Annotated in this window: 11 protein-coding genes; 5 read left to right on the forward strand and 6 right to left on the reverse strand. The window is 40.0% G+C overall.

The features are described from left to right. Positions 1 to 151: 151 nt before the first annotated feature. The 5 genes from FW768_RS06625 to FW768_RS06645 all read left to right on the forward strand — a co-directional run bounded on the left by FW768_RS06625 (position 152) and on the right by FW768_RS06645 (position 5,567). Positions 152 to 760, forward strand: coding sequence for a zinc ribbon domain-containing protein (locus tag FW768_RS06625; RefSeq protein WP_153393891.1), 609 nt, complete (start codon positions 152 to 154; stop codon positions 758 to 760). 41 nt (positions 761 to 801) lie between these two features. Further along, positions 802 to 1,347, forward strand: coding sequence for a hypothetical protein (locus tag FW768_RS06630; protein ID WP_153393893.1), 546 nt, complete (start codon positions 802 to 804; stop codon positions 1,345 to 1,347). Then, complete coding sequence (locus FW768_RS06635) at positions 1,335 to 1,871, forward strand: hypothetical protein (protein WP_153393895.1); 537 nt, start codon at positions 1,335 to 1,337, stop codon at positions 1,869 to 1,871. The genes FW768_RS06630 and FW768_RS06635 overlap by 13 nt, the downstream gene beginning before the upstream one ends. 60 nt (positions 1,872 to 1,931) lie before the next feature. Next, positions 1,932 to 3,590, forward strand: a complete 1,659-nt coding sequence (locus FW768_RS06640; RefSeq protein ID WP_153393897.1) for a hypothetical protein — start codon at positions 1,932 to 1,934, stop codon at positions 3,588 to 3,590. A gap of 282 nt (positions 3,591 to 3,872) precedes the next feature. Continuing rightward, the gene (locus tag FW768_RS06645) at positions 3,873 to 5,567 is read left to right on the forward strand and encodes a CocE/NonD family hydrolase (RefSeq protein ID WP_153393899.1); all 1,695 of its coding nucleotides are present in this window, start codon (positions 3,873 to 3,875) and stop codon (positions 5,565 to 5,567) included. 2 nt (positions 5,568 to 5,569) lie between these two features. Here the strand turns inward: FW768_RS06645 and FW768_RS06650 are convergent, their stop codons facing one another. The 6 genes from FW768_RS06650 to FW768_RS06675 all read right to left on the reverse strand — a co-directional run bounded on the left by FW768_RS06650 (position 5,570) and on the right by FW768_RS06675 (position 16,593). Then, positions 5,570 to 6,007, reverse strand: a complete 438-nt coding sequence (locus tag FW768_RS06650; protein WP_153393901.1) for a hypothetical protein — start codon at positions 6,005 to 6,007, stop codon at positions 5,570 to 5,572. A gap of 396 nt (positions 6,008 to 6,403) precedes the next feature. Beyond that, positions 6,404 to 7,369: an alpha/beta fold hydrolase gene (locus tag FW768_RS06655; RefSeq protein ID WP_153393903.1), complete on the reverse strand. Its 966-nt coding sequence runs from the start codon at positions 7,367 to 7,369 to the stop codon at positions 6,404 to 6,406. Positions 7,370 to 7,800: 431 nt separating this feature from the next. Continuing rightward, on the reverse strand, positions 7,801 to 8,418 hold the full coding sequence (locus tag FW768_RS06660; RefSeq protein WP_153393905.1) for a hypothetical protein: 618 nt from the start codon (positions 8,416 to 8,418) through the stop codon (positions 7,801 to 7,803). A gap of 140 nt (positions 8,419 to 8,558) precedes the next feature. Beyond that, positions 8,559 to 8,885 (reverse strand): helix-turn-helix domain-containing protein, encoded by a 327-nt coding sequence (locus tag FW768_RS06665; protein ID WP_153393907.1) that lies wholly within the window; start codon positions 8,883 to 8,885, stop codon positions 8,559 to 8,561. A 77-nt stretch (positions 8,886 to 8,962) separates the two neighbouring features. Next, positions 8,963 to 9,388, reverse strand: a complete 426-nt coding sequence (locus tag FW768_RS06670; protein WP_153393909.1) for a transposase — start codon at positions 9,386 to 9,388, stop codon at positions 8,963 to 8,965. Positions 9,389 to 9,483: 95 nt separating this feature from the next. Further along, complete coding sequence (locus FW768_RS06675; RefSeq protein ID WP_153393911.1) at positions 9,484 to 16,593, reverse strand: thrombospondin type 3 repeat-containing protein; 7,110 nt, start codon at positions 16,591 to 16,593, stop codon at positions 9,484 to 9,486. Positions 16,594 to 16,648: the final 55 nt, after the last annotated feature.

Raw genomic sequence — 16,648 nt, forward strand, 5'->3', positions numbered from 1 at the left:
GATCATGAAGCTTATAAGGTATAACCGCAGCTCTGTTTTAATCCAGTTAATGGCTGTAAAATAACTTTCAGTTTTCCCCTTCCAGCTTCCAGCCTTTTAATCTTAGCCGCCTTCCTCATTCACATTACTTCAAATATTAAAAACTTTTACTATGATTATTTTTGGACTTAGAAGCGGAACTCTTAAATCCGATGAAGGATCTTTGGTCAATTGTGCTCACTGCCATTCCAGCCAGACGGTATACCTCTACTTTTATGTAAGATATTTCCACATCTTCTGGATACCGTTTATCCCTTTACACAAGACCGGTGTAAGCCAATGCAGCCATTGTAAGCAGGTCCTTGGCAAAGCAGAAATGCCTCCGCATCTGTCAGCTGGTTATACAGCAGCCCGAAAAAAAGCTAAAATTCCTTTAAAGTATTACAGCTGGCTGATTATAGTCTTTCTGTTCATTATATTCGTTATATTTAGTGTTCTTTTTGAGAATAAAGACACCAAAGCCTGGTTACAACAGCCCAAACCCGGTGATATTTATGAAATGAAAGAAGACGGCCTATATACGCTCTATCGTGTAAAAGCGATTAAAGGGGACAGTATATTTGTGAACCCTCATGAGTTCACCGCAGATAAACTGTCCGAACTGAGAAAACTTAAAAGCGATCACCAGAGCAGTTATTCCGATACTACCATCGGGTTTACCCAGCATGAACTTGAAGCGCTTTATACCTCAAAAGTACTTAAAAGAATCAATAGAAAATAGAAATGAAGCTGCTGTGGTTCATATTAATTCTTCTGTCAATAATGACATCTAATTCTGTATGTGCCCAGCAAAAGCAGAAAAATAAAGCTTATCTCCGGCTGGAAAACAGTCTGCGAAAATATTTCAACAGCAAGATATCCATGTCACAATTAACAAAACAGGAATTTATTGTGGGTGATTTTAACGGAGACCGGCAGCCAGACACCCTGACCGTATCATTTGTAAGCAGTATTGATAATACTCCTATTATCATAGACACGGTTTCAGATTATGATCAACTCATTCAGAAAACCGTCGCTAAAAAGCCCATATTACAGCTTATTTCCAACAACTTACGGACGTTAAACCTGAATGAAGATAATTTATATATCCTTGGTCTGGATGTACTTCAAAACATAGGAAACATTAATGCCATTCGGGGAGATGACATAGCCGTCATCCTCAGAGCTGCCGATTGGTCCGGTATAAATACATATACCATATACAGTTACAGACGGTCACGATGGATAAAAATAAAAGAAACAGAGGTAAGAGAAGAAGAAATACCCGATATTCGTACAGGAAAATCAAAACCATGGAAGAGATAGAAAAACAACTGAACCAATTGTCCGTATCTAACAAAAAGTATTATGAATTTGAGTTCTCAAAATTAAACGAAACTGAAAAACAACGCCTGGAAGAACTCGTTCAACGGATGGTAAAATCCGGAGCCAAAAAGCCTCTTGACTGGGCGTGGAGTGAATTCCGGGAAGGTATTCCCCAATGGGCGAGGTTTATGATCCTGAAAGAGATGTATCTGTCTGCTTATGATGTGGCGGGCAATATAGATGCTGCTGAGGAGTTCAACCCGGAAATGAATCAGAATTATGATGAAATGAGCTCTGCAATCGGCACAGAGAAGCTAAATCAGTTTCTAACCAGCTATGCAAAGGGAATGTTGTACAATATGCTAGGTATTTTTGATGATGGGAATTTTGATTACGAAAGCAATGACAGCTGGATCCTGATGACCCAAAACAGGGAAACGGATGAATTGGGAGAACCCGTAAGCGGATTGCATGAGGACTTTTTAGAGTTTGAAGAACAGATAGAAATCCCTCCTCAAGTATAACCTGATCCCTTTGTAATTTATTCCTAACCTTAAGAATCAGAAAGCTTAAAAATAAAAACCATGCAAAAAATAATCATACAAAATCAGGAAGCCCAGCTTATACCAATAACCTCCCTTTTAGAGAACTTACCTGACGACAGTTCCTTCAAACAGTATTTCCCAAAGGATGACCATAAAAGTCTTGCACTTTGTTTTGATGGAGATACTGAATTTGACTGCATTGATCTTGATAATCCATTTGACCGACTGGATGCGGACTGGTCTGAACGGTACAGCCGGGCGCTCGATGAAAAAAACACAGCAGAAATTGAACGTCTGGGCAATCTGTATGACAAGCAGATCATACGTCTGATTGTTGTTCAGGGAAATTTATCCGTTACCCGGTTTATCTTTAATGATGAAACGGATGGAGCCTGCAGTCTTATTGTACTGGGCAACCTCCATTGTCCTGACATTATTGTGGGCGGACAGGAAATTTATGTACAGCAGGACCTTGTGGTGAACGAAATATTCTGGGGCGACTATAACCACGGGGAGCTTACTGTAAAAGGAAATATGACCGCAGCTATGCTTATACAAACGGATTATAATGTAAAAGTACACGGCTTTAAGCGCATCGATACCCATTTGGATGAGTATGAGTTTGATTCCAGCGGCGTTATTTTATCTGACCTTATTGATGATGAGGCCTTAAGCCAATCTACAGAATGCCTGAACAGTCAGCTTTCCAGATACGGAATGCATCAGCTTCTGCTTAAAGAACTTCCTCTGCTTAAAGAACAGAAAAAAACATCTTTATTTGCTAATTACGATCTGAGTTTAGAGAACCTCAGGCAATTGAGTCATTTTAACATTATAGGTTCCACTGATTTTGAATACCGGGTAGAAGATGTTCTTGTTACAGTTACCCGTGCCCACACCGATGAACAGGGAAAATCGTGGAAAGATTCTCTCCGGCTGGAACAGGACGACCATGAAATCTTCATCTGTGCAGAACAGATTGAAACAGAAGAAAAAGAAACTTTCCTCAAAAAACTTTTTGTCACTCCCAAAACAAACTTCCGCGAGCAGCTGGCAGTGATCTGGAAAGCCCCGGATGAGCAATGGTACTATGTGGATGAGGATACACCGGCTGCAGAAAAAAACCTGCTGAAGTTCTTCTGGCCGAATGCATTAATGGCTGCCGAACGTATGGAGCAATTAGCACCTGAAGAAATCAACCTCTGCAAGAAGGAAACAGAAGCTGAAATCACTGTTGCTACAATTGAATATTACCTCAACCTTCCTATTGTACTGAAGTACTATAATGATTATGATGACAGCGAAAGAAACGGCTATTGGAGTGACAGTGTTTATTTTGCCTTCCGCCAGAATAATCAGGAATATACTGACAGGATTCAGCTGACACAAAGCAGACCTTCTCAGGACTTACAGTATTTCCCGTCTTTAGCCACAGAAGATGATGACTCAAAAGGGTATCAATATGATATACAGGATGATCTGAAAGGAAATAAAAATGTACAGATCCGCTATCTCCCTCATGACGGAAAAGGGTCTTATCCGCTCGCCCCGCTTGATGTGGACCATTACCGAAAAGCTCTGGGATTATGGAGATATTTTATAAAACACTTTCCGGCTCACAACGCCCGGTTTGAGGCTGGTAACTGGGATGAGAGCGATCCCAATCCATTCATTGATGATGATGATGATCTGTCCTAACAAGAAAACTATATTATGATCACAGAAGAAAATATTACTTTATATCCTGAACCTTCAGAGGTTTTTACAGATCCGTCTCTGGCAGTGTATTTTAAGCCTCTGTTGACCACTTCTGTCCATCTCAGCGGAAAATCTTATAAAATACATCTTTGTTTCCCTTTTCGGAAGCCTGGTTCTCGCTGTGGCAGATCCTGAGCGTGATATTATTTATATGACAGAATACGGTTCCTGATAATATATAAACATATGATCGGGAATTTAAATATTAAAACAATTAAGTTTATGAAATCTATCCTTTTACTGGCTTTTGTATGGGCAGGTACACTTACTTTTTCCGGGCAAAAGCTGAAATCTCCCGAGACAAGTTTTATGATTCAGGATAGTGTAATGATTCCTACCCGGAGCGGTATTCCTATCTCTGCTATTATTGTACGGAAAAAAGGTAACGACCACCCGGTTCCTGCTGTTTTGTTTTATACTACCTATTATCAGGGACCCGGTGATGTCATTCTGGGTAAAAGGTCTGCCGACAGGGATTATGTAGGTATTGTTGCCTATGCCAGAGGGATAAGAACAGATCTGAAAAACTATAGCCCGTACGAACATGAAGGAACGGATATTTACGATATTATCGAATGGATCAATCAACAGAAATGGTGCAACGGAAAAGTAGGCATGATGGGAGGAAGCTATACCGGTTTTTCCCAATGGGCAACGGCGAAGAAAATTCATCCGGCCCTGAAGACCATTGTTCCACAGGTTGCTGTAATGCCCGGTTTTGATATGCCTTATGAAAATAATGTGCCCATCAGCAACATATTGAGCTGGTCCAACGACAATATTTATAAGTATCCACCCTTGAAAAGAAGCCTTCCTTTTGAATGGTTTGATAACGGATCTTCATTCCGAAGCATGGACAGCCTTTCCGGCCGGCAAAACCCGATATTCAGAAAATGGATTGATCATCCGGCCTATGACCGGTATTGGCAATCCTTGGTTCCTTCTCCTGAAGAATATGACAGGATTAATATTCCTGTTCTGAGTACAACAGGATATTATGACGGTTCTCAGCTTTCAGCACTGGAATACTTCAAATTGCATACCCGGTATAATAAAAATGCTGATCATTATTTTGTCATCGGGCCTTATGACCATATCGGCGGGCAGAGAAGTGCAAAGCCTGACCTGATGGGCTATACTATTGATCCGGCAGCCCATATCAATATGGGTGAGCTTGCTTATGAGTGGCTGGATTTTATTTTAAAAGGAGCACCTAAGCCGGCTCTTCTTAAAGATAAAGTCAATTATCAGGTTATGGGAACCAATACCTGGAAGCACAGTCCTGACTTGGATAAAATCAATAATGATACCCTTACCCTGTATTTAACAGAAACAAAGGCTGGCCAGGGTTATCTGCTTGGAAAAAAACGTCCGAACCGCACTGCTTTTATTCCGCAGACCGTGGATTTTAAAGACCGGGAAAATCAGAATAATTATTTCACTCCTACCCTGATATTTGATACGCTGGATACCAGCAACGGTGTTCTGTATACAACAGATCCCTTCGATTCTGATTTTGAAATGAGCGGTTCTTTTACAGGAAATCTGTTTGCTTCAATTAACAAAAAAGATCTTGATGTATCTCTGGCTTTATACCAGATCCTTCCTAACGGCCAGTATTTTCTGTTAACCCGCTATGTAGGCAGAGCATCTTATGCCAAGGACAACACTAAGCGGCAGTTGCTGAAACCCGGAAAAAAAGAAAGCATTCCGTTTCATACAACCAGATTTGTCAGTAAGAAAATCGCTAAAGGAAGCCGTTTTGCAATTCTTTTGAATACAAATAAACATCCTTTTGAAGAAATTAATTACGGATCTGGAAAAGAAGTCCATGATGAAACGATACAAGATGCCAAAGAGCCGTTACAGATCAAATGGCATAATGACAGTTTTATCAAAATTCCGGTCTGGAAGTAATTTTACCCTATCGTAATCACCGCTTCCTTACCATTACATGGGTTGGTAATGAAGAGCTCATTTCCCTTGCCCGGTCTGATGTGCAGTGTGACCATCGTACGGTAAGGTACGCCATCTTCACGGATAAAATGGCCTTCAAAAATCACCGCAATGGTTCCGAACTGGGTGGAACGACTATCTACTACTCCAGCGGTTATGAATTCACGAATTTCCTGACTGCCGTCAGTGACTTCTTTGGGTAATATGAGCAGTTGACCTTTATAATAGACTTCAAAGTGCTGATAGGTTCCCATAGAAAAGTGCTTCTTTTTTACCAAATAGACTTTCCAGTGATAGACTCTGTTTTCCGCAATCAGGTTCTTCTGAGTTCCGTAACAGGAGCTCAGTATAAATATACAGACTAGTGCAGCTGCCAAACCTATGATTATTTTTAAAGTCATTTTAAAATTGGTTTGTTTTACAAAGAAAACATGGTTATTATTTTCAGAAGTTTTTCTCAGAGTGGTTAATTTTCAGCTTTTAACCATTTAAGAACTATGAAAACAATATGTTTATGCAAAGGTGTGATTTCTTTGAATTCAGGCCAAACAGATGGTATCTACATTGTGTCTACATTCATTCAGCGGATGACCAATCTTTCTATATTTATTGCAATCTCTCTGTAATCAGCTTGTCTGAAGGGATTTCATTATTTGCTGTTATCCCGTTTGAAATCAATATGATTATTCTGCTAAACAATTTTATTAAATTACTTTTTACAGACAATCATAATAAAAAAGTCTGTTTTACAGTAAAACAGACCTGAAAAATTCATGTTTATTAAAAATATTTCGTTTTTACCTTTGCAGCGCCATATCCAGTTCTTTTCTGAAAATTTCCGGCTGATCTACCCAAATATTATGTCCGGCCGATTTGATCAGTCTGAAATTAATTTTTTTATGGTTCTTTATCTGCTCCTGATATACTTCTCCATTAAAATCAAGGAAGTCATGATCACCGAAAATAATGGTAGTTTTAGCATTATCATTGAGAGAATTTCTGTAATCGTATTTCCAGTTTACGGTTTCTGACATTACAGACGCCTCTTCTTTATAATAATGGAAACCGCCGCGCATAAGCTTATATCGGTCTATTCTGTATATATTGGATGCAGCAAAGGCCATCCTGTTAAAATCTGTTCTTTCCCTGTCGCTGGTGAATTTGCCCTTCAATTCCTTATATCTTTTATAGATTGGCAAAGCTTTAACCTCAGGTCTTGAGCTCAGAAATTTTACCTGTTCATTCTGTCGTTTTGAAAAAACACTCATCATGCTGTCTGACTTTGCAAGGATAGCTCCTGCCAGGATCAGATTTGAAACTTTCTCCGGATGCTGCTGTAGATATTCCATTGCAACCAGCGTCCCCATGGAATGAGCCATAATCTTAACGTTTTTATTTCCAAGCTGCTTGATCAGTAAATCTAAGTCATTCACATTTTTCTGAAAGGTAAGCTTCTCTTTGGGTCCGGGAGAAAGCAGGGAACCTCTTTGGTCATAGAGTACAAAATGATATTTCTTTTCCAGCCCCTCAATGGCATCCAGCATATAATCATGGTTGGCCCCAAAACCACCATGAATTACCACCACAGTATCTTTTCCTGTTCCTAATTCTCTTACGTAAATATCCTGGTTATAAGCATCAAGGCTGTCCGGAGTTCTCAGATACCATTCAGAATAATTTTTACTCTGGCCAAAAGCCTGATTGCATAAAGCGATAACGCAAAAGACTACCAACCTCATCAGCGGGGTCGTTGCTTGTTTCATATAGTTGTACTAAAAATTGTTTTCAACTGATCAATAGATGGAAATACATCCCTACATCTCCATATTTAGTGCACAAATATATTTAAAATTGGCACAAATCAGCTCATCAGACTTTATCACAATCGTGAAAGAGAGAGAGATCATTACCCTGAATGCACTCAGATTATTACTGTTATTTAATCTGATTCGAGTTAAGGAGTTTAAATATAAAAGGTTGGAAGATGGAAGAAGGAGGCTGGAAGTTACTTTTAGTTATACGTATTGAAAGCTACCAGAAAATCAAATTAAATAAAAACAGATCAATATTAGTTCTTAATCACTTTCATAGCTTCCCTCTTCCATCATCAAGCTTCAAACCTGCATCTATCAGATATTCTTATCCCGAACTCTGAGGTTATTTATTTTAATTGAATGAACTGGGTTATATCTACCTAAAGATTTCCGTATACCACGATATAATCAGCATATTGCAGTTTATCATCCAGCCAGTTTACCAGATCATTTTTAAACTTTTTCACGGCAGGATCTTCCGTTTCCGAATGCCTGATTCTTTCAAAAATCTTTCTGCAGTCTGCATTGTCAAAGTAGTTATGTCCGCAGACATCAAAACCGTCGTCATCATAATTAATATCAGGATAGTGTACGGGAAAAACCGATCTGAACTCATTGATGATATGATCGAAATCTGCTGTGGGAATAAAAGCGTCATTCCGCTTCTCTGTTTTATAATATTTCCAATCTGCTGACATTGGCCACAGAATAAATCCTATTTCATTTCGCGGGGACGGATTTTCTCTTGTTGTAATCATTATCGGAAGTGCATTGATCTTTTCAATGGCTTTTGCGATATCATACCTGCATTCATTGTAGTATTTTTCTGCTATTTCTTCATCACAGGCAGCAGCTATGGAGATCTCCCTGATATTATCAAGATGAAATTCTTTCTCACTGGCCTTTACATCACCGTCATTCTTTTTTAAAAGCTGAATGGCCCTATTCAATGGAATTGAGATGCTGCTTCTGAGGTTATTGAGTTTTTCGGTATCCATGGGATTGCTCCGTTCTTTTTCAGGGATTAAAAATGTTTTCGCTAATGTACAAAAAACACCGGCAAATAGAATTTACCGGTGTATCAGATGTGTTTATTAAGGTCTCATATTAAAAATTATAAACAAAAAAATCATGTTTATCACAGAAATACTTTTCGCCATTTGGTCATTGAATTTCTGCTTAGTCCAAAATGTTTGGCTACCTGCGAATTGTTCATTTTATGAGCTTTCTGGTAATCCAGTATCCGCAAAATATCAGATTTGCTATAAGAACGGTGTTTCTGGTTCTGGTTCCCTATTTCAGTGTTTCGTGTTCCGAAAATTCTTTTATTAAGTTCTAAAATATCAATTACCGACAGTTCTTTTTTTCCTAACAGTCTTTCACATTCCTGTTTCTTATGAGGAAAATTCCGGGTAATGATATCGGAATAGATCCGCTGATAATTAGGCTGGCTGTATTTTTCCATCTTTAGTGTACGTTTTGTTAAGTTCAAAAATCTTCAATGAATGTTTTTTATACTATAATCATTTTTTCATCTGATTTCTATGAGACTCCATATTTATTGATCCATTTATTTAAAGTACTGTTAGGTATTCCATATTCATCAACAATTTCCCGTCTGGTTTTCTCTCCTGTCTTTATCAGCTCCAGTATAAAACCTATAATCTCCTGAGTGTAGATGTTTTTTCTGAATTTTGGCAGTTTTGATACCTCTGTATCGTTGGCCAGTGCTGAAGGCGGAGCATAGAGTATTAAATGTTGAGAATACAATCTGAAAAAATCATACTCAAGCAGTTTACTCCATCTCATCAGAATATCTGTGGGTAGGTTCTCCTGCAAATACATTTCTCTAACTTCTTTTTCTGTGCAGTTCATAAAGCTGCAGATACGGGATACATCAGTTCTGTTTTCTGTAACCCTCAAGTAAATCAGTTCTCCAATATGAATATTTCTAAAGTTTGAAATCATATTATTAAGTTATTTAAGAAACAGCCTTGCCAAGAAATCTCAACAAGGCTGTTGATTTTTACTGCTTTCTGTGAAAAGCTTTTATGTTTGTCAATCTAGTCCGGGCAGGTCTGTGTAGAGATACAATGCCACTTCATGGAAGCATCACCCTCTTTCAGGGTATACATCTTCATACATTTGTTGGTAGTATCATACACCATCATTCCCTCTACAAAGTTAGCTGCCGGAATCCCCACTGGATTTCCTGATGCATCAAACGCTATTCTGTTAGGTACAAAACCTTTGGTTTTCGCTTCTAATGCAATCCAGCCTCCTTTTCTTACCATTGGCCAGTTGTCTGCATTCACTCCTGCTCTGCCAAGTGCTGTGATTCCCATTTTGGTATTCAGTGCTGTTCCGGCCAATATACCCGGTTTATAGCAGAATGGAGGAATACAAGCTGAAACAGCGGCATTTTGAGAACTTCCGACAGCCTGTCCTGTATTGGCAATCGTTGGAATTCCGTTAGTATCTACCGTATTACCAAGATTTTGGATAACCGGGCCAGCTGTTCCGGTATAGCCGCCTCCTGTATTACCACCAGGCAGTGAAGAATTAACAAGATTAGCCGTAGTAAAGCCTCCTGCACCTTCTATGGCGTCAGGGCAGCCGTCTCCGTCAGAATCTAAGTCCAGATAATCCGGAATTCTGTCACCATCCAGATCTCTCTTGGCACACATATTACCAATATGATATTCCGGAGTATTACCATTTGTTCCTACAAAAGTAGCCTCCACCTTACTGATCTGTATACCTGGGGTGTAGATTTCAACATAATTCACATTACTGTTTGCTCCTGAATTACGTGTTGTAGATATTTTCACACCATAGGTTGCATCTGTTGTAAACGTCGTACTGCCTGCTGCAGCTTCGGCTTTTATTGTTGTATATGGAAGAAGATCAGTAATTCTGTTACCATTCTGGTCATAAAAATTAACATTTACTTTCTCCAGAGCATCCAGATCTCCAACCCAGAATCTTAAATTATCAACAGGAAGATCAAACTCATAAGTCACCTTATTATTATTGACTCTTGGGTCTATACCACTCATGTTAAACTGAGCAGCAGGAGAAGCCCAACGTTGTGCAACTGCTGTTGAGGTTAATTTGAAATTAAAGCCTTTAATACCGTTATAATCAACAAGGTTATAGTTCATTACATGATCTGTGGTTAATACAGATGTCGGGATTGAAGCTTTGTCACAAATATAGCCTTCATTAGTATTTAAGATACCGTCATTATCATTGTCAAAATCACACATATCTGCGATACCGTCTCCGTCTGTATCAGGACCGTAGCAAGGATTTGCCGCAAATGTAATAAACTTGCCGTCTGCTATATTCTGCTGGTAAACCCATTTGGCAGCATTGTTTGATGTAGGATTCACTACCGTTACATTGGTTGTGAAAGCCGCATCGTCTGCTACCAACATGGTCATCAGACCTGATGTGGTATTAAATGAAGCGCTGTTATAAGCCGTAAGATCTGCTTCAAAGAATAGGGTACCTGCCTCCGATTTTTTCTCCTGTACCAGCCAGGATTTCTGGATCCTCTTATAAGTTCGGGTACCTACCGTAATGTCTACAGGCGTTGTTGCTACATTGGCATTATCTCCCAGAAGGAAATAAGTTTTATCATTAACAAATCCTGTACGGGCTGCATTTTGGTTCGGATTGACGAAATCGTTGATGGTAGCCACCGTAAGAATCGTTCCGGCATTCACACTTTTTGATACCTTTTGTTCAAATGCTTCTATATCATCACGTGATACTCCAAAAATATTATTGTTATAAGCCGTATTGGAGGTTCCGTCCCATACAATGCTTCCGTCTGCTGAAAGATAATGGTCTGTATTCACCTGTCCCAGCGTAATACCATACTTGATGGCAAGATAAGAATCTACTCTTCTTCGCTCAACCGCTGTAAGATTACCTGAACCATAAATAATTGTTTCTCCTAAATTACCAATGAATCCACGGTTATCACTTCCGTTACCTCCAAACTGAGAATCACCGAATAAATGTCCTCCATTCAGATTACGAACTCCTGTTCCTGAATGATTGGTTGTCGCAAAATTAGCACCTCCGTTAAGCGCTTTAGTTGTTGTAAGCGCTGTAAAGGTATGGTACATGATGCTTGGGATTGTTGTAGAGAATGCTCCTGCAGGGGTTCCGTAATAATCGGTATTTCCACCTGTATTAGAGAATCGTTCTATTCTGTTATCCATTATAATTCCCAAACCATCCCATCTGCGTATATCTCCGGTAAGCAATGCGTTATCTACAAGAGACCTGAAAATACTCGGGTGAGCTCCTCCACTGGTCATTCCTTCTTTAGTGAAGGTAAACACATCATAAGAATCCTCAGAGAATGTTCTGACATTGGTGTTACCAAGAGTTTGTGTTCCTGCTGTAAAATTAACTCCTGGGTTGAAGTTAAAATAATTAGCAGCTCCTGATGTATACTTTGGCAATGCATTGGTTCCCATCTGTGCCACTGTAGTTCCGCTCCATAGGTCTGTCCATCCGGTTACATCTGTTCCCGTACCTGTATTAGCTGCATTTTTATCAGCTCTATACCAGTAAGAAAGGCTGTTGGCAACTCCTCCAGGTGCATTTCCGAAACCTGCAAAAGTGAAGAACTGTCCGTTTCCTAAGGTTACATTTACCGTGTTATATACTACTCCATTGACAGTTACCTCGGTGGTCATTGGGGTAAAGGTATCCGTTCCGTCGAAAACAGCATCTGAAGACTGTATCAGATAAAGGTTTCTTACACTTTTTGGCCATGCCACGGTTACTGTGCCTACATTTCCTGTATTCTGTACTTTCCAGATGGATGCAAAGCGGTAGTTGGTTGCCCCGTTAGAACCTGCTGTATAAGATAATGGTATACTAAGACCTTGCTTCAGGCCGTTATCTCCTGTAAGAAGGAACTGTCCTTCTGTAAGAGCATTCGTATTGGCAGCATTGGAATCCCATAAAGATGTTCCATTACCAATAACAAGCTGTTGTCCACGATTGACACTTCCAGCCTGTTTTTGATGCAGGGCTGTGAAATCGTCTTTTGCAATACCGAAAATATTGTTGTTATAATCAATATTACTTATTCTATCCCAAACCACATTGCTCGTGGTAGAAAGGTAGTTTTCCTTCAAAGTAACTCCATTCTTTAAAGCAAGATAGGAATTGATCCTTGACTGTTCATTTTCTGTTAGTGTACGGTTGTACCAAGCTACTTCCATAATATCACCCGGGAAAGCTCCCGGAGCATCCCAACCGGCATGACCTATTCGCAGGTTTCTACCATAGATCTGAAATTTATTAGCTGTAGCAAAACCGGAAAAAGATTCATAAGAACCATTTAAGCCTAATCTCTTCTCTCCTCCGGCAATTGAGGAAGTACCACCATTGGCTACTGTATTATTAGCAATTGCTGAAAATATATTGGAAACTCCGGTATCGAAGGCTACAGAAAAATCAGAAGACGTTGTCGTATTAAAGAACTCATATTGTCTTGGCTTTCCGTTAGCAATAGAAAATCCAGGTTCAGAAGCATAGGTTACATCATCATCTATTCCTGTAATACGTCCGGTTCCGCTGTCTTCAGTAGGTCTCACTGCTGAAAAAACAGAAGTGCTGATATTCGGATACTGGATGTTGCCCAAAGGATTCAGTGCTGAAGCATTGTTGTAAAAAAACTTCGCCGAAGTATATCCTGTAGTATATGGATGGAAGTTATGGCTTCTGTTTGCGACTGACAGAACTACTCCACCTACATTCGGGATGTCATCTGAATTGGCAGAATGATCCTTCCAGGCTGTGCTTACAGCTCCGGCATCATCAGATTTCACCCAGAAATCAGGTCCTACAACCCCTCCCGGAGCCTGAACAAAACCTGCAAAAGTGAAGAACTGTCCGTTTCCTAATGTTACACTTACCGTATTGTATACTACTCCATTTACCGTTACCTCTGTTGTCATTGGTGTAAAGGTATCCGTTCCGTCAAAAGCAGCATCCGAAGACTGTACCAGGTAAAGGTTTTTTACACTTTTTGGCCATGCCACGGTTACTGTGCCTACATTTCCTGTGTTCTGTACTTTCCAGATGGATTCAAAACGGTAGTTGATTACCCCGTTAGAACCTGCTGTATAAGATAATGGTATACTAAGAACTTGCTTCAAACCGTTATCTCCTGCCAGAAGGAATTGCCCCTCAGTCAGAGTATTGGTGTTGGCCATATTGGTATTAGCCAATGAGCTTCCGGCTCCTATGATTAATTTCTGACCAACATTTTCACTGCGTGATTGTTTTTGATATAAAACAGAAAGATCATCTCGTGCAATACCCAGAATGTTATTCTGATAAGTAGGAGAAACATTCCATACAACGGCATTGGCAGAATTTGTATAGTCTCCCGTAAGCGTTGTCCCCCATTTAACAGCCAGATAAGAGTCTACACGGGCCCTTTCTGATGCAGTAAGAGGAGCAGCAAACACAATAGCTTCATTCATCTGACCGTCATGACTTCCCCAGTTGGTGTCACGTCCAATTCTGAAAACACGGGTTGTGGCATTATCCGTTGTATTTACATTGCCATCCGTATTATTATAAATACTTTCATTGCCATCCAGCCATACTTTTGCTAATACGTTGGAAGTAGGTGTACCTCCTCCGTTCAGCCAGGAAGAACCTGCTACGAAAGGTTTTTTGGCAGCAAACAAATTGGTGGATAATGTCGTATAACCGCTTCCTGCTGTATAAAATAATAGCTTATCCGTAGTGGCATTGTTGGAAATATGTAAGCCAGGATAATCCATTGTCTGGTCAAAACCTGCTAATCCAGCGGATCCAAGAGTATTCATTTTACCAGCAATGTAGATACTTCCCTGAGCACGGTTTATAATGGCATTTCCTGTTCCCGGATCTGCGGCCATAAAGCCACCTTGTCCCGTTCCATGCCCTGTAGAATTAAAGGTCACGGTTGGGTTAAAATTAGCCAATGTGCTTTGGTTAGAGAAAATCGGTTTTTGTGCAGCAGCAGTCTGAACAAGGTGATATCCTGTTCCCATTTGATCGTTCCACTGCTGAGCAGCAGCATTGTCTGTAGCAGCAGTTGTTCCTGCATTGGAATATACACCTGCATCTGCCTTGTACCATACTGCAGCCGTTATACCTCCGGGAGCCGGAGCCTTCACATTAACCGTCAAATCGCTGGTACTGGTACAGGTACCTGTGGTAACGGTCCATCGGAAAGTATATACCCCCGGAGTATTGAATCCTGTAACATTCGTGTTGTAAGCTGATGGCGTTACAATCACCGGATTGGTAGCGCCTGCAGGCTTGGATAGCAATGTCCATGCACCTGTGGCAACTCCCGGATTGTTCCCATTGAAAGTAGTCTGGGTAGTTCCAACCAAAGTCTGTGCAGAACCAGCATTAGAGCCTACCTGCGCAGAGACAAATATGGAAAAAGTCCCTTCTAATGAGGTCCCTGAACAAGCGTATTCTTTATCTATGAAAGCTCCAACACCACCTGCATCCGGAACAGCTTTTATTTTAAAAATATATTCTCCTTCTTTATTCAGGTTACTAATAGTTGTAGAAGCATTTTTAAATGTCCTAAGATTTGTTGATTCATAAACAGGGTTAGCAGCTCCAGCAGGCTTTGAAACTAATGTAAAATCATATCTTCCGTTAAAGTCCTGGAAATAACTAGGATTTGAAGTCGTTTCCTGATAAATAGCAGGCAAAGGTACAGTAGTTGTTACAGTTCCTGACCCCGAATAACATACAGTAATATTATTCACATTAACATTCGATCGGGCTCCATCTGATATATGAACAAAGTAACTTTGGGATGTATTGCATACCCCTGAAGAACTATTTATAGCAAATTTATAAGTAGCAGCTTTCCAACCTCCTGCAGGGGGTGTTAATGTAACGCTTCTATTCATTGTACCTGCTCCATTTTGCACTATTCCCAGAGCTCCACCAGATGGAACTACTCCGGATTGTGTTACTTTAGTAACAATAGTTGGTGGGTTGGCAGGATCAATTTTAAAATAAAAAGAGATAGGGTCATTAGAACCTACCATGTTGCAATACACGGCACCTCCACTATTGCCTGTTGAATATACCTGCATCTGATTGGGATATGCAGGATCTAAAAAACTTACCGGATTAGGATCCGTACCGTTATAATTATAAGTGATCTGAGGTGTTGTATAAGTTCCATTAGTATTGGAAATAGTAATAGTGAACACATATGTTCCTATCGTATTTATTCCATTGAAGTATACATTGGTTCCTCTTATTTCTTTAAAGGAAATATTTCCTCCACTAGGTTGGCTTATTGGGGTAACAGATACTGTTGTGCCAAAAGCGGGGTTACCGGAGACATTTGGATAACCTGTTGCAAATACTGGAGAATTAGCATTTAGACCTATATAACGGTCAGAAGTTGTTGACGAATAACAAAGATCATATGTTGAATTAAATATAAGGTTTTGACTGGGAATAAATCTAACAATAGCATCGTCTTCGTACCAACAGTTAGGGTTATTAATTGATGTAATTCTTAACACCGCACGATAAGCAGGATCAATATCATGATTTGCTTTTTTTATGAGAGTAAGTGTTGGATTTACTGTATTAGTATTCGCCATTACTGCATTGGTAGTGGTAATATCGTTATATCGTTCCTTATCCAGAATGTTATAATACGTCCATGATGCTGTATAACCTGCAGGCACAACACCATTAAGTGTTGCTGTACCTGTAGTGGCAGAAACATTGGTAATATCCGGTCCTGCGGTGAAAGCAGATACATCCCCCGGCGCGGTAACCGTTACCTGAGAAGTTGTTGTTCCCACGGTACAGTTCTGTGCGATCTGGAAAACATAATTACCCGGGAAAGTCATCCCTGTGACCCCGGTATTGTATGCTGAAGGATTCGCGATCACCGGATTTGGTGCGCCTGCCGGCTTGGATACCAGCGTCCAGACGGGATTTCCCGATGTAGTGCCCCCCGGGCTTCCCGAGAGGTTGGTAGACGTGCCACATATAGTGACATTGGCACCCGCATTTACGCTGCAGTTCTGTGCCCTAGCCATCACATTACCCAAAATGAGCAATATGAGAAAAAGGATAGTCTGTTTTTTCATGTTCAATAAATTTTTAACCGGTTTTTCCGGTGGTATGTGTTTTTCGATTGTATAT

The organism is Chryseobacterium vaccae (assembly GCF_009602705.1).
GTDB lineage: Bacteria > Bacteroidota > Bacteroidia > Flavobacteriales > Weeksellaceae > Chryseobacterium > Chryseobacterium vaccae.